Annotated in this window: 12 protein-coding genes and 2 tRNA genes; 3 read left to right on the top strand and 11 right to left on the bottom strand. The window is 58.9% G+C overall.

Going from position 1 to position 15,499, the window contains the following annotated elements:
• Window positions 1-272: 272 nt before the first annotated feature.
• The 11 genes from ACMRQN_RS05220 to ACMRQN_RS05170 all read right to left on the bottom strand — a co-directional run bounded on the left by ACMRQN_RS05220 (window position 273) and on the right by ACMRQN_RS05170 (window position 12,621).
• A complete protein-coding gene (locus ACMRQN_RS05220) occupies window positions 273-1,694 on the bottom strand; it encodes a helix-turn-helix domain-containing protein (protein WP_418734089.1) in 1,422 nt (473 codons plus the stop codon).
• Window positions 1,695-1,764: 70 nt separating this feature from the next.
• Window positions 1,765-2,247: a SufE family protein gene (locus ACMRQN_RS05215; RefSeq protein WP_418734088.1), complete on the bottom strand. Its 483-nt coding sequence runs from the start codon at window positions 2,245-2,247 to the stop codon at window positions 1,765-1,767.
• 62 nt (window positions 2,248-2,309) lie between these two features.
• On the bottom strand, window positions 2,310-2,732 hold the full coding sequence (locus tag ACMRQN_RS05210; RefSeq protein WP_418734087.1) for a hypothetical protein: 423 nt from the start codon (window positions 2,730-2,732) through the stop codon (window positions 2,310-2,312).
• A gap of 12 nt (window positions 2,733-2,744) precedes the next feature.
• Window positions 2,745-4,274, bottom strand: a complete 1,530-nt coding sequence (locus ACMRQN_RS05205; protein WP_418734086.1) for a hypothetical protein — start codon at window positions 4,272-4,274, stop codon at window positions 2,745-2,747.
• 234 nt (window positions 4,275-4,508) lie between these two features.
• The gene (locus ACMRQN_RS05200) at window positions 4,509-6,005 is read right to left on the bottom strand and encodes a helix-turn-helix transcriptional regulator (RefSeq protein ID WP_418734085.1); all 1,497 of its coding nucleotides are present in this window, start codon (window positions 6,003-6,005) and stop codon (window positions 4,509-4,511) included.
• A gap of 196 nt (window positions 6,006-6,201) precedes the next feature.
• Window positions 6,202-6,681 (bottom strand): hypothetical protein, encoded by a 480-nt coding sequence (locus ACMRQN_RS05195; RefSeq protein ID WP_418734084.1) that lies wholly within the window; start codon window positions 6,679-6,681, stop codon window positions 6,202-6,204.
• An 87-nt stretch (window positions 6,682-6,768) separates the two neighbouring features.
• Window positions 6,769-8,121, bottom strand: a complete 1,353-nt coding sequence (locus tag ACMRQN_RS05190; protein WP_418734083.1) for an MFS transporter — start codon at window positions 8,119-8,121, stop codon at window positions 6,769-6,771.
• Window positions 8,122-8,247: 126 nt separating this feature from the next.
• Window positions 8,248-9,306: an amidohydrolase family protein gene (locus tag ACMRQN_RS05185; protein WP_329980094.1), complete on the bottom strand. Its 1,059-nt coding sequence runs from the start codon at window positions 9,304-9,306 to the stop codon at window positions 8,248-8,250.
• A 249-nt stretch (window positions 9,307-9,555) separates the two neighbouring features.
• Window positions 9,556-9,753, bottom strand: coding sequence for a hypothetical protein (locus ACMRQN_RS05180; RefSeq protein ID WP_296059006.1), 198 nt, complete (start codon window positions 9,751-9,753; stop codon window positions 9,556-9,558).
• 92 nt (window positions 9,754-9,845) lie between these two features.
• Entirely contained in the window at window positions 9,846-10,190 is a 345-nt protein-coding gene (locus ACMRQN_RS05175) for an oxidoreductase (protein ID WP_158048452.1), read from the bottom strand.
• 25 nt (window positions 10,191-10,215) lie between these two features.
• A complete protein-coding gene (locus tag ACMRQN_RS05170; RefSeq protein ID WP_158048453.1) occupies window positions 10,216-12,621 on the bottom strand; it encodes a molybdopterin-dependent oxidoreductase in 2,406 nt (801 codons plus the stop codon).
• Between the two features lie 512 nt (window positions 12,622-13,133).
• Here ACMRQN_RS05170 and ACMRQN_RS05165 point away from each other — a divergent pair.
• From ACMRQN_RS05165 to ACMRQN_RS05155, 3 genes are all read left to right on the top strand, one after another.
• Entirely contained in the window at window positions 13,134-14,684 is a 1,551-nt protein-coding gene (locus ACMRQN_RS05165; protein ID WP_418734082.1) for a hypothetical protein, read from the top strand.
• 429 nt (window positions 14,685-15,113) lie between these two features.
• Window positions 15,114-15,188, top strand: a tRNA-Asn gene (locus ACMRQN_RS05160).
• A gap of 182 nt (window positions 15,189-15,370) precedes the next feature.
• A tRNA-Ile gene (locus tag ACMRQN_RS05155) sits at window positions 15,371-15,445 on the top strand.
• Window positions 15,446-15,499: the final 54 nt, after the last annotated feature.

Here is a 15,499-nt window from a genome sequence, read left to right as displayed (position 1 = left end):
CCCTCTCCTAGAGCTTTCCACTAATGGCTCACTCGCCGTGATAGAAGTCGAGAGTGGTAAGTCCTCCTTCTTAAACGCCCTCCGCTTCTACCTTTTCGGTGGCTCACACGTTAGGTCGCAAAATCGAGGATGGCTTGACCGCAAGAGTTCCAAAAGTGAGATTGGAACTCGCTTGATGAGGGGCGGTACGCTGCGTATGAGGTATTGAGCTGGAGAAATACGTTTTCCTTGAAATAGCGGTCCAGAGGGTGCGCTTGTTTGGACCGACACCGTTATCGCTCTTGGTCCAGAAGCGCGATAAGTTCCTGTTGCGAGTGGACGCCTGCCTTGCGGTAGATGTTCGACATATGGGTTTTGGTGGTGCTCTCGGAAATGAAGAGCTTCTCAGCGATGGCCTTCGCATTGCGTCCTTGCGCGGCCCACGTGAGCACTTCCGCTTCGCGCGGGGATAGCTTGCAGCGCTTTACCAGGCGGGCGCAGCGCTTTTCAAGCGAGCTGTCCTGTTCGGCTTTTGTCGGCATGTCGACAAAAGTGATGGTACGGTAGCCGGGGACGGAGGATTCCTCGTCGAAGGGCAAAAAGAACAGGGATGCCAAGATGAAGCATGCGACGATGGCCAAGGTGATGACAAGGCTCGCATCTTGCGCCTCGCTTGCCACGGTGAGCGTGCCGATGAGCAGGCCTGCGGCGAATCCACAGTTGGCGGCAAGCTTTCCCCGGGTGGAGGTGTAGAGGACGGGGAATTCTTTCGCTGCGGCCAGAACTGCCAGGCAGCCGCAGTGAATGGTGCGGAAGAGAAACCAGCATACCACCATCACGCCGAGGGCCACGATGGCGAGCGCGCCGCCAGGTGCGAGATAGAGAAGCAGCGCGCACGATACAATGGCGGAGAAGAGGCGAAGCGCGCCCGAGTAGAGCATCGAGCGACGGTTTCCCATCGCCGAGGAGATGATGGCGTCAACAAGGATTGCCGCCGCGCCTGCGATCAGCACGTTTGCGGTTCCGGTGCGGAAAAGCAGAATGAAGGCATAGCCGAAGGCCACGTTGAGAGTGGCGCTTAGGATGTCGAGATGGCGGGTTCTCTTGAAGAATGTCGCCACGGGTTTGACGGACCTGTCGGGCTGGGGGCGGCGGCGGGGGTTTATGAACATGACGAGCAGCATACTTGCGAGCAGCATGAGCCAGCAGACGACGCCGAGAGCGAGCTTGGGAAGAAGCGCGGTGCAGAAGAGGAAGAGCAGCCCGCCGGTGCAGAAGACCGCTGCATGGGCGAATTGGTTGTGGCACAGGCCGCCATGGACCATGAAATCGTCCCATAGCATGAATCCCATGGCGATTGAAAACCCTGCGAGAAGAAGACATGTGTACGTGAGGGGGAGCGGAGGCGTTGCCCCTAGGGCGTCGAGCGCCATAATCAGGGGTGAGAGCGAACCGGGCAGAAGGCTTGCGAGGAAGAAGAGCTTCTTGTGGCAAAGCGCTACGCTGTCGCGGTGTCTAAACCAGAGCAGCAAGCCCTCCGTGCCGATGATGCTTCCGATGAAGAACACGAATTGCCCCAGATGGGCTTTGATAAAATCTATGCCTGGCGGGAGCTCTGCGAAGGCCCCGAAGAAGGCGATCAGGTAGTAGCCGTAATACAGGCAGAATCCCACAACAATAGTGAGCTGCATGAACCCGAGCCCCTTGGTTTTCACGATGTCCCCTTTGTTTCGCTGGTTTCCCTTATCAGCTGCACGCCCTCGTTGCGGCAGCGGATTGGGGACGTTACGTCGTCGCGGGTGAGCATCCCGAACGTGCCGCCTCGCCCGATTCCACTTCGTAAAACGCTTGTATCGCTTTCACGATCGAGGTTATGCCGTGGCTGCGGTCGCTGTTGAGATGCGGTTTCATCTGCGGATGTTTGAGAAAGCGCGGCTGCCATGCGGCGACGTCTTCGAGGGGCTGCGTATCGAGCATCCATGTGAGTGCCCCAAGCAGCCCCTCGATGATGAGGGAATCCGATCCAAGGCTCAGCTTCAGGCGACCGTTGCGCGCTTCGAGCATCAGCCAGGCGTTGCTTGCGCAGCCTTCTACCTTGCAATCGTCGGTGCGGTCTTCTTCTGGAATCGCGTTTAGATCCCCGATGAAGCTTAGGATGTACTCGAATTGCAGCAGGGTGTCGTCGAGCAGCTCAAAGTTGCCGAGAAACTCGTCTTCCCGAGCCTCTATCGATGCGGCCCCATTGCCGCTTTCGTATTGGGCGCCCATCGAAATCCCCCCATTCGTTTCGAGCGCGTCTGTCGAGGCAGGCGATTGCCAGTTTGTTTCGGCTATCGAGTCGCCTGCCATACGAGCGCGGCAAGCTCGCCGACACTATGGCAGAGCCCGGCCCTAAAACAATCGAGCTGCATGTGAAATTCCTTCTGCAGCGCCATGATCATAAGAGCCTGTTTGACCGTCGCGGAGTCGGCACCGTCGCAGTTTGCGGCCTTGTCCTCGCTTTTGACCAAGTCGGGTGCTATTTTCAGCATCTTGGCGAGGCTTGCCTGCGCCAGCTTCTCCAAATTGTCCCCTGCTGGTTCGGCTTCCTTTTCGTCAAGGCGGAACTTGGCCAAGATGAAGCGCTTGACCAGGCTCTCGACGCGCGGTTCATCGAGCTTTCCTGCCGCGCGGTCACTCTCGAACTCTTCGCAGACGAGGGAGGCTCCCCGCTTCGCAGCGAGGAGCCTATCCATAACGGCCTTATCGGGCATCGCGTGGACCCCTTAGGCCACGACCGGGGTGAGGCCGAGGCGCTTCGCGATGAACACGAACTGGTCGACGTAATCGCCGTATACGAGGGGGAGATGCAGTCCGAACGAGACGTGCTTCTGGAAGAAGTCATGCTCGTCGGCAACACGGAAGATGAAGCCTCCGTTGCAGTTGTCGGAATCGTATCCGAACCCTGCGACAATTTCTCCGCGACCGATGAACATTTCCTTGCAGTCGGACGAGATGCGAATCATCGTGATGACCTGGCCCTTATCCGCATCGAAATCATGGCGCTGGATCGCTCCGAACCCGGCGTCCAAAGCGAAGTGGCGCAAGGCGAAGTCGTCGAGCTCATCGAAGCCGTGAAGGCAGCGGCAGGGTGTCGAGTGGCTTACGAGATAGAGGTTGTTCTTGTCGCCATCGATAGGTGCCGAATATTTCGGGTCGGAGAAGTTAACCTCGCCGTCGGGCCCGAGCGGCGCGGGTAGGGTGTTGCCCATGTAGGCCGCTTTCCCCGTGAGCGCCATTTCGAGAATCATACACAAAACCGAGGTAACGTCGTACTCGCACGCGGAGCCCACGCCGCGCTCGAGGTTGAGGCTATGGGTGAGGCAGAAGGTGAACTGTTCCTCGTTGAGTCGCCTCGTCGAGCAGGCGTCAGGACAGGGCGCCGCGAATCCTGAGCAATCGTAGTAATCCATAACCTTGTCGACAACCTTGTACGCCTTAAGGCTGTTGACGAGGTACTTTTTCTCAATCTGACACTCGGATGCGTCGGCCATAAGGCTTTCGGCAAGCTCTTCGCACCAGGCGATTTCCTCCGGCGTGACGTTCATGGTCTTGCGGCCGGGGGTGGTGTGGTTGCCGTCTTCAGGCAGGGGAGAGAGGTAGTCCATAAGCTCGTGCACGTTCACGTAGCGGAAATTGGTTCCGAACGTGTCGCGCGCGAGGCAGAGGCTGTCGAAGGTATCGGTACCGCCTGCCATCGCCTTGTCGCCTCCGAAGCGCGGGGCGAGCAAGATGTTTGCAGTGCGCAGCGCCTTCTCGGCGCGAAGGCAAAGCAGCTTGTCCTTCAGCTCGGGCCAGCTTAGCGAGAAGATGACGTCGGCGCCTCGGCGTACGCTGGAAGCGAATGCCACTTGTCCGTACATCTTGAAGGGATTGGGGCCCATGGGCTTTTTGGTCCGAAGCGCAAACTCCTCAATGACGGTATTCGCGCCGAATGCGGTGTTAATGAGATAGAAGTCCGTGATGAGGTCGTCTGCGAGCGCCGTTTCGAACCACTCTTCCTTGATGTCCCAATCGTCGGTGGTTCGAATGACGGCCGGCTCCAAAACTTCGAACCGCGCGTCGTTGCGCAAGTTGAAATCAAGCGCCTTCTGCATCCCCTCATAGATCTTGCCGTTGATAATCGCGTCGAAGCCAGGCTCGAGCGCGTCACCCGATGACATGCGGCAGGGTCCCTCGTAGTAGTACTTGTGCTCCATTGCGAAGAACACCGGCTTGACCACCAGCTTCACGTCTTTTGCGCTACGCACCGTCATGGTTGCCTCTCCTTTCGGAGCGCTCTCACACGCTCCGTCTGATGCCGGTGCCTTCAATTCCCCTGCACCGGCATTCCCCTTATACGTTGAGAACAGTTCACCACGAACCGATGATGACGCTATCGTATAGCGGGTATGCAATAGCGGAATTCAGTATGGTGGTATGAGACAGTGAGCTGCGACTTTGCTGAATGACATGACAATAGGGACTCGTCACGCAATCAAAAGGGAAGCCTACTTCTTTTTTGAAGATTGTTGCGAAACGGAAACGGGGTAATCCTCAACGAAGTCCATGAGCGATTGCTGGGAGTGGATATCCGTCTTGCGGTAGATGCTGTAGATATGGCTTTTGACGGTGTGCGGAGAGATGGTCAGCTTGTTTTGGATATAGGCGGCGTTACGGCCCTTGGCGAGGTAGCGCAACACGTCGGTCTCGCGAGGGGAGAGTTGGTACATCTCGGCAACGGCGTTGCAGCGTGCTTCGAACACCTCGTGCTCGCTCATGCCCGCAGGCGCCGGCTGTGCGGGGGTTGCAACAGCTTCGCTTGGGGCAGGCGCACGGTCGGCATTCTCATCATGATGCTCCGATTGCGGGAAGAACACGGTGACGGCGAGGACGACGAGACATGCGGTGCACAGGCGAATGACCGTGAAAGCGTTGGAGTGGGCGCCGAAGACGACGGTCGTCGCGCTTGCGACGGCCCATCCGATGAGAAATCCCAGCGCGCTTGCTAAAAGGCGACGAGGAACCTGACGAAATACCGCCGCTTCTCCGAGCTCGACGCTCTTACGCACGAGATGCGCATAGGTCGTTGGCAAGAACAGCGCCCACGATGCGATGACAAGAAACGCGCAGACAATCTGGACGTACCCAGTTGAGAAGGGGATGCAGATGCAAGCGAGCACCGTCATGAACAGCAGGATTCGCTGCAGAACAGTGATGTTCAGGAAAATTTTCTTCAGGGAGAGCGCAACTAAGACAAGAGCGCCGGGGATCGTTGCGAGAAGGCCGATGAAGACATAATGAGAGCCGTAGTTGAACAAAAAGACGAAGGTCATCCCGAAAACGATACCGAAGGCAATAAAGGACGGCTCTACTTCGCGCGCGAATTTCCACGGTTTGTGTTCAACGGCGCTGAGCGGCGCGGCCTGCGAATTGTCTGAGTTCTCACTTGTGTACTTCAGCAATCCCACCGACAATGCGAGATAAACGAGACAGAAGACGGGCTGGAACTCAGTTGGCATAAGCGCTGCGAGTGCGAAAAGGGCGCCCCCGCCCAAAAGCGCTTCAGAGCAGAATCGGGCATAGGCACGCGATTTGGACCTGCCGCACACGTCGAGCCAGCTCACGGTGAAGAAGCCTCCGCCGATGCCGGCGAGAAGGTTTGCCGCGCAGAGCATGGGGGTCGGTATCGGGGCTTCTGCAAGCAGTCCGAGGCTCGTCAAGGGCACGATTGCGGCGAAAACGGTCTCGATTGCGAGTACGGGCGCGTTAAACGGCGTATAGGAAGCTCGTTTGCCGAGGAAGTGACAGATTGCATATCCGAGCGCGATGCCGATGAAGATGAACAGTTGGATCGTGTCGCGCTCGCCGGTGGGAAGGCTTTGCAAGAAGATCGCGAACAGCCAGTAGAACGTGATGAGCATCCATCCGAAAAAGAGGGCGAAGCCGCCTACCCCCAGCAATTCCATTGCGCCGTCAGCGCCACTGCGCTGCGTCTCTTTCGCCATCTTTCCCCCTTGAATAAGATACCGATATGCAAGAGAAACTGACCACGACGCGAAGCGGCATATCGCACGGTGCGCCCCAAAATCCCCAACATTCAGTATAAAGCTTTTCCCCTCCAAAATGCGGTTTTATCCCTTTGAAACCGGCTCAGATGAGCTTCGCGCCTAACGCGATCAAGGTTGGTCGGGCCGCGTTGCCCTAAACCTGGCCCGGTGGTTTGATTCCCATATCGGCAATCACGTCGGACAGGCTCGCCATCCCGAGCTCCTTGCAGGCGGCGGATACGCCAGGTGTTGCGCCCGTGGTGGCGTCGACAGTATCCGCTTCGCATTCCTCGCCCTTATGCGTGTCGCCATGGGCTTCTGCGGCGCTTTCGCGAACGTTGTCATGGCTATTCGAGTGAGTCGCACCTGATGTCGCGTCTACGGTTGCGCCCGTCGTCGCGTCAACGGTAGCTCCTGTAGTGGCGTGGACGGTTGCGCCCGTCATCGCGTCTATCTCGTATCCCGCTTCAATCTGTCCAGGGCGTCTCGATTCGCTTGGCGGTGCGGGGGCGTGGCCTTCCATTCCCATCTTCCTTTCGAGCTCTATCGAGCGGCCCGCCCAATCCGTCGGCCCGGTTGTGGCGTCGAGGTGGGCGATTTTGCCGTACGTGAGCGTAACGATGCCGTTTTTCATGGTGTGTCCCTGGATAACGAAAGGCACCCGCGCGCCGTTTGGGCGACACGGGTGCCGAATAGTACGGAAACCGAGCCTGATGTGCGCTTATTTAGCTTGCGCGTTTTCAGCCGGCTTCCCTTGCGGCTTGCCGCCTGCGAGGTCTTGCTTGGAAGGCTTCATAAACAGCGAGGCGATGATGCCCACGACGCCGATCGGCACCAATGCCCAGAAGGCGAGCATCGGGTCGCAAGCGCCTGCGGACATGGACGCGTTGAACGGCTCAAGCGCGTAGGAGGTGATCGTCTGGCCGAGGTACTGGCCGAACGTGAGGAACGAAAGTCCCAGAGCAACTGCAGTTGCGCCCCCCTTGAACACGTAGGTCGGGATCATCGGTCGGCAGCAGCCGTTCAGGAACATGTTGCCGATGCAGAAGAAGATGGCGTAGAAAACGAACACGACCATGTTGTTCTGGAAGGCAAGCGCGGAGCACACGGTGAGGCCGGTGATGCCGGAGACGACTGCGATGTACTTCAGGTTGCGCGGCAGTTTGTCCAAAATGAAGCCGCCGATGGGGGCGAGGATGCCGCATGCGGTCAGCGCGCCACCGATAAGGCCTGCCATCGCGGGATCCCAGCCAAGACCGCCAGCCGTGGGATCGAGCTGCAGCCAGGTCTTCAGGTACTGGCTGAAGGCATAGTTCATGTAGTTGAAGATCGCGAACATGAAGATGAGACACCAAAGCTGACGCTTCTTGAAGAACGGGAGCACCTCGCGGAACGACTTCGTCTCGGCGGAAACCTCGGAGGCCTCATCGGCACGGGGCTTGCGGAACACAACGGCGAACAGGATTCCGATGACCACGATGACGATAGTCCACACCCACAACAGGGTAACAAGGTTCTGCCCGACGGCGTGGTAGATGCCGTCACCGAACACGTTCACCGTAAAGATGCCGACCGGTGCCCAGATCGACCAGATGGCCATAGCGCGGCCGCGGGTCGTGTTGGGGAACCAGATGGACACGCACGTGGGGCCTGCGACAATCGTCTGTGCAAGGCCGAGACCCAAGATGAAGCGGCCCACGAGGAACGCCATGAAGCTCGAGGTGATCGTGAGGGCGCACACTGCGGAGCCTATGATCGCAAGGCCGAGACCGACGAGGGTGCCGACCTTCGGACCGAACTTTCGGACTACAAACGATGCCGGGAACGCCATGATGAGCGCTGCGATGGGCACGAGGCCCATGACGTTGGACAGGAGGCCGAACTGCGAAGGGTCGGCCTGCACGGATGCGCAGTTTGCTCCGAGCCAGCCCTTGAACACCGGGAAGGTGATGGCGGGCAGCCACATCCATGCGTAAACGATCGATATTGCGGCGAGCAACGAGACGACGAGCGTGATCCATGCGTAGCTCGGGGTTTTCTCTTGTGCGCTTGCCGCGGCATTGGGATTGCTCATTTTTCCCCTCTTTCAGTTGCGCGGCGTTCGTCGCGCAACAAACGGTCGGGCCTCGGGCGAGTGGAGGGTGGTACGCCGAATCGAGACCCGATCCCCTCTAATCAATAAAAATAGTGCCTTGAGTGCTTACAGGTTGAAGATGCGAGCAGCGTTGCCGCCCTTCATGAGCGCCTTCTCCTCGTCGGTGACGTCAAGCGCGTCGATGGACTCGACCGAGCGAGCCATCCACTCGTAGAAGACGGGGAAGGAAGAGCCCATGAGCAGGTGGTCTGCGCCGCAAACCTTCACAGCGCACTCGATCTGGTCTTTGCCCCAAGACATCGGGTGGGTCATGTCGAAGAAGATGTTGTTCTCGAGGTAACGGGTGTAGGCCTCGTGGTCGACGTTGGTGGCCAGACGGTTCATGGCCTCCTTTTTCTTGGTCGACTTGTGCGGTGCGAGGATTTCCTGCAGGCCGAACCAGTTGCCGCCGAACATGGTGTGGACGAACTTAAGGTTCGGGAACTCGTCGAACATGCCGGAGTAGATCTCGCGGCCGACAGCTGCTGCCTGGGCATGGATGCGGCCGAGCTCACGACGCAGAATCGTGTAATCATCGAAGTTCTGGAAGGCGTTCTGGCCGGGGGTGTGGTGCACGACAGCCGGAATCTTCATGTCGTTCAGGACCTTCATGTAGGGCTTGAATAGCTCGTCGTCGAGGAAGCGATCGCCATAGCAGCAAGCGAACTGCACGCCGACCATGCCGAGGTCCTCGATGCAGTGCTTGAGCTCGTCGACGTCTTCCTTGCGGCCGAACGGCGGAAGAACGGCGTTGGCAACGAGGCGGCCTTCGGAGCGCTTGCACATCTCGGCGGCCTGCTCGTTCACGATCTTGCACATGTCGAGGGGCAGCCATTCCTGCCACACCGGCATGCGCAGCATCGCGATGTCGACGCCAGCCTCGTCCATTGCCTTGATCTTGGTCTCGAGCGTATAGTCGCCGTCAACGTAGTTCAGGATCTGCTTGCCTTCGGGGTACTCAAGGATGACCTGGTCCTTCGTGCCGTCCGGGGTCTTGCCCAGATAAGCCTTCATGCCGAAGGTGACCGGCGCGGAGTACAGAAAGCCGTGAAGCACCTCTTCGTTGGTGAACAGGTTGGTCGGCAGGAAGTGCATGTTATCGTCGATAACGCGAGTTTCAGCCATTTTCTCTCCTTTTTTGTTGTCGGTTGTCAGTAGGTTTGAATGTATGAACGGGAGCCAAGCTACGCTTAACCCTCCTTATCTGCCTTGCCGGCGCCCATTGATAGGTATGGGGAGATCCGCCCAGGTGGTGAGGGAAGCCCTGGGGATGGAAGTAGGGATAACCACCTGGGCGGCGGATCGTCTAAAGGGTGATGCGGGGCGGGGAAGCGGGTGTGGTATTCGCTTCCCCGACAAGATTCCGCATCGGGCTTACTGATAGATCTGGTTGATCTCGTGCTTCGCCATCTTCTTCATGTTGGCGCTGCAACGGACTCGCCAGTCGATGCGGCCCTGCTCACGCTGGTACTCGGTGACTTCGTGAGAGAACTCGCGCGGAGCGCGCACGTCGATGTTCATGACATGCGTTGCGCACTGTCCCCCGAAATCATCGGCAAATTGCTGAGTCATGTTCTCCTCCTTCCCCCTCTCGTCTTTCCTCCGCTTGGGCAAGCGATAGGCGTGAATGCCGCCTTCCCCCGCCGGACGAAGCCTTATATGATCTACGCCTCGTTGATGGCGACGATCATCTGCTTGGGCGAGTCGACCTTGGCGGCCAGCTCCTCAATCGGGCCCCAGTCGAGGCATTGTGCCTGGCAGTGCTGAACGCACGTGGGCTTCTTGCCCTTGCCGCAGCGCTCTTCGCACAGGTCGCACCACTGCGTGAACTGAGGGATGAAATCGTATTGGAACACCTTGTTGGCCTCGTCGATATGCAAGGGACCCAGCTTGGTGATCTTGATGCCGAATTCCTTCTCGCTATAGCCGTGCTCCTGCTGGCAGGCGAGAACGCACGCCTCGCAACCGGTGCAGTAATCCACGTCGACGAGGATTCCCTGAATTGCCATTGTTAAACTCCTCTCGCGCGGCCTGTTAGTCTTCGGCCTTGTAGATCTTGCACATCATGGCCTTGTAGTTCGAACCGAAGCCCGACACGCCGGCGTCGAAGGGAACGAGGTTGTTAATCTGCGACTCGAAAACGCCGAACAGACCCTTCTTCTCGTCCTCGGTGTTTTCCTCTGCCTCGTCCTTGCGCTCGGGGAACCACCAGCCGTGCTCGCACTGCATGACGCGCGGATCGTAGCCGTCGTCGAAGGTGGCCTTGTACTTGCACTTGCCGTGCTTGTTCTCAAGCCACATCCAGTCGCCCTCTTCGATGCCGTGCTTCTTCGCCGTCTCCGGGTGGATATGGCACAGCGGGTCGGGATGCAGGGCGCGCAGCTTCTCGATCTGGCGCTGCTCGGAGTGGAAGAAGTGAGGTACGCGCATGCCAGAGGTCACGATGTAGGGGTACTCCTCGACATCCTCAGGCGCCGAATAGGGGCTCTCAACCGGCTCTACGTAGCTCGGCAGCGGATCGAGGCCAGACCACGAGGTGTGATGAAACACCATCGAGTAGATTTCGGCGCGGCCGGTCTCGGTGCGGAAGCCCACCTGGCCGTCGGGGCGAAGGTCGCCCGTCTCGTACTTGCGGTACTTGAACTCGGGGTACTTCCAGGTGGCGTCGCGAAGCTCTTCCCAGGTGAAACCGCCGTCTTCGAGGGCGTAGTCCCACATTTCCTGAACGTTGTCCCAAGGCCACGCGATGTCGTCGTTTTCCGGCTTGATCGCATGGGTGAGGCGCTTGCCGAGCTCGAGGAAGATCGTGTTGTCGGGCTTGGAGTCGCCGACGGGCTCGATCGCCTTGTTGATGCAGCTGATGCGGTAGGCGTTCAGTCCGCCGAAGCCGTCGCGCTCCTCGTAGGTTGCTGCGGGCAGCACCACGTCGGCGAGTGCCATCATGGTCGGCGTCATGAACAGGTCCTCGACCACGATGAAGTCGATCTGCTTGTACCACTCGAGCTGCTGCTCGGCCTGGGCGCCCATGGTCGCGAGGAAGTTGTTCGTCACGATGTAGGCCGCATGGATGGGAATCTCGCCGCGCTGCCACGCTTCGATGGTGGCGTTGGAGGAGAGGTTCTTGAAGCCCACAGCGAACATCGGGTAGCGCTCGATGCCGATGCGCTTTGCCTGCTCCTCGGGAGTCATGAGCTCATCCCAGCCCCAGGTGCCAACCCAGTTCGGCTGCTCGATGCCCCAGCAAGCGTCAGCCATGACGTTGCCGCCCGGGATGTCGAGGTTGCCGGTGATGCACCACATTGCCGTGATGGCGTGAGCAGCCTGCTGGCCGCCGGTTTGCTGGTCGAGGGCGACGCCCCACTGGATGGCCGCAGGATGGCTCGTCGCGTAGGTGCGGGCCACGCGCACGACGTCTTCCTTGTCGACCCAGGCGCGCTCGCACAGCTCGTCGAGGTCCATGTCGGCGACACGCTCGCAGACTGCCTCGAGGCCGTAGACCCACTTGTCGCAGAATTCCTTGTCATAGAGCTTCTCGTCGCAGATGACCTTCAACATGGCCATGGCGAGTGCTCCGTCTCCGCCGGGGCGGACGCGCAGCCAGTCCTTGCCGGCGCGAGCCGCGAGCCAGGTGAGCTGCGGGTCGACGACGGCAACCTTCATACCGCGCTTCATAAGGTCCAAGATCCAATGGCCGTAGAAGCCGTCAGCGTTGGAGTAGAAGGGCTGATGGCCCCACACGATGCAGTACTCGGGCACCGTGTAGCGGGGGTCGTCGTAGCGCTTGGGCAAGAACTGCGAGCAGTCCATAACGCACGAGCCGCCGAGCATGCACGCCATGGACGCGATGCGGGGCAGGTAGCAGGAGTTGCCGGCGAAATAGGGGACGCCCTCGTTCGGGGAGCCCATGCACGCGTTCAGGCGCGTGACCTGGTGAATATCGCGGCCCGTGCCCTGGCACATAGCAATCTTGTCGGGGCCGTAGGTGTCGGCGACCTTCTTGAACTCCTCGACGATGATGTCGTAGGCCTCATCCCAGGAGATTTCGACGAACTTGTCCTTGCCGCGATCTTCCTTCGCACGCTTCATCGGGTGCAAAAGGCGGTCTTTGTGGTAGACGTAGTCGGGGATGCAAAGGCAACGGCTGCAAAGACGGCCCTGGTTGTAGGGATCCTCGGGGTCGCCTTCGACCTTCACGAGCTTGCCGTCCTTCACGTAGGACAGAATGCCGCAGACGTTGTGGCATCCCGGTGCGGAACGTGCCGTGCCGCGGATGACGGTCATGCCGTCCTCTTCCCACTTCCAGGGCACCTTCGGCGTTTCAGCCGCAGGCGCTGCCGGGACGGTGTCGGTCTTCTTGGGAAGACGCGAGCCTCGGCGATACTTCTTTCCGTTGGTTTCCCCCCAGTGCTCTTGCACCGTGGACTCGGTAGAGTCTGCCATTGGGTTTCCTCCTTCATAATCGGAATACGTGATCGGTTTCGTCTTTCTATGCTGCCGCTCTCCTCGGCGGTCTGTCGCTCGTCGCACGCACTCGTCAGGTTGCGTTCACGATCGGCGCGATTCCGACGACTGCGAAGTTACGCCGCGCGCATGAGGACATACCCCCGATAAAAGATGAGAAGATGGATTTCAGTAGGTTGGAATTACACCCAATAGGCGGTCAGCCCATTGGTATGAGGTCGTGACCTGGTTCAATGGCGCTGTAGAGAAAGGATGCCCGCACGAGCGCTTCTTTGGTGGGGACGGCCGAAGAAGGGCTGGTTGCGCTGAATTTCGGCTGCTCTGCTACGCGGTCCGCCTGGTGGCTTTACTGGCGTTCTATTTGGACCCTTAAGTTTCATCTTTTCAGCCGATGCGCTCATCCTATTCCTTCCTCACCATAAAGGGAGGTTCCTCGTGTGACGGGATTTCGCAAGGGGCGGAATCGCTGCCCGGGGAGAGAGGAGAGGGTAATGGATTGCAAGTCTCAAGCGCTCGATGTCGATGCAAACGGGATCGGGGGAGAGGTTCGCTCAAGCGAGCGCACGCTTTCCCGTAGGGGATTCGCCAAGGCCGCGCTGCTTGCCGGAATCGGCATGGCGGGAACCGCTGCGCTCGGTGGCTGCGCGTCGGGGGCGGAGTCGGGCGGCGGCTCTGGCAAAGCGGAGCAGTCCACGGCGATCGACTTCGCGAAGCTCGAGGCGGGTTCGCTTCGAGTGGGCGCAGGGCATGCCGCGATCAAGCTCGATGAGTACTGCCCGATCGATGAGGGCAACACCCAAGCGGGACAGGCAAAGGGGACTTCCGACTTCGTTCACTCCGAGGGGTATTACACCAATGTCCACGAGGGGCATGACCTGCGGTTCTCGATCGTTTTGCTCGAGTTCAACGGTGAGAAGTATGCGATCTCGTCGATTGAACATGTAAACCCGGTCAACATCGACGACGACAAGAAGCTGATCGAGTCGCTGACGGGCGTTTCCGCTGACAAACAGTGGTATCACAACCCGCACGTCTTGAGCGCGCCGCACGATATCAACCAAGATGCGATCAACAACGCGATTGAGGAAGCGTGCAAGGCGGCGTTAGCCGGTATGAAGGACGCGAAGTTCGGCTTTGGCGAGGGCGTGACCTATGCCAACACCAACCGCTGCTACGAGACTGCCGACGGCTGGAACCAGGTGTCCAACGACAACGGCAACACCGATCACGTGCTGCCCGTCCTGCGCTTCGAGGGTACCGACGGCAAGCCGATCGCGATTCTCTACACCGTCAACATGGCCTCGGGCACGCTCGAGAACCAGATGAACTCCGAGATCGATCCTACGGGACGCCAGATTACCTGCGATATCGCTGGTCTTTCCGAGCGATTCGTCGAGGAATACTACGGCGGCGATACGGTGACGATTTACTTCGCTGGCTGCACGGGCGATCAGTGGGGCAGCGTTCGCGCCGAATACAATTATGTTGCGGGTTCGAAGAATGGCCTGGAATACAAGAAGGGATTTTTCGACAACGAGGCGGCGTGGCTTATGCTCGATGTCGCATCGAGCCGCCTCGGCGTTTCCGTGGTCGATACCGCAAACGCAATTTCGTGCGGCGATGTCCACGTCGTTTCGTACTCTAACGAGAAGTTCGAGTACAAGCAGCTCGACAAGGACAAGCTGAAGTCCGGTCCTGATCCGAAGGTCTTCCAGTATGTGCAGTCCGAATCGAAGCCGACGTGCACAACCGACGTTTCGGTGTTCGCAATCGACGATGTCGCGATTACGGGCGTCAAGCCGGAGATGAACATCCAGTCCCTGAAAGACATCAGGGCCGATTCGCCGTACGCGCACAATATCATGCAGAACTGGGTGAGCTTCGACGGCGATTCGGTGCAGGGCTATCTTCCCGATCAGGAAGGCTTCGACCAGAGCGGCAAGCAGGCCTCGAAGACGAACTTTATGCCCGGCTCGGCGGAGGAAATGGTTGGTCATGCGATTGATATGCTGAAGGAAAGCTATTCCGCAATTAAGAAGTAGGGATATTTTGCGCGGGCGTCCTCTTGGCAAGCGGCCTGAAGGGCTCCCCCGAGGCGAGCGTGCTACTTCCGGAATGCCCTGTGGGGGCGAGTGGGTTGCTTCTCGGGCGCCCCGCGGGACGAGGGGGCCTGTTTCGTGGCCAGATTAGAGCATCCAGGCGGCGCTCTTGGACTCACATATCGCCGAAATCTATCCATGAGGGGGGCCGATCATCGAGAAGAAGTGGTTGCGCGGTTGGTCCTCGCGTCGCAGCAACAAGTGCGCCGCCTGACAGGAGGTTGAAGAGCGAGCGAGCCGTCTGGTGAGAAGGCTTGGGATTCCGAATGCCCGCGCTTGTCAAAAAAAGTTGAAATTGGGTCTTGCGCCGACTGATGAGATGGGTATAATACTATCTTGCGCGTTCGGAAAGAGCGCAACTGATTGGCAGATTCCTCGGTAGCTCAACGGCAGAGCATCCGGCTGTTAACCGGAGGGTTGTAGGTTCGAATCCTACCCGGGGAGCCATTTTGAAACTGTTCGAACCCGTCGAGGGCAAAGATGCTCTCGACGGGTTCTTTTTATATTCTGACTTGAATTCAAGGTTATAGGGCGACGCGGTGGTGCGGGAGTAGCGTCTATCTGCAATGCGGATATATGAAGTTTCCTTGACTGCTCAGCTTTCGGGTACAATAGTCCACGTGCAAAACGGGCCTGTAGCTCAACGGTGGAGCAGGGGACTCATAATCCTTTGGTTCTCGGTTCGAATCCGGGTGGGCCCACCACAAAATGTAAAGCGCCGCCGAGAAACCTCGACGGCGCTTTTTCATGCTCTGCGT

Origin of the sequence: Ellagibacter sp., assembly GCF_048412355.1 — a bacterium.
Classification (GTDB): Bacteria; Actinomycetota; Coriobacteriia; order Coriobacteriales; family Eggerthellaceae; genus Ellagibacter.
This window is presented reverse-complemented; position numbering and strand designations above follow the sequence as displayed.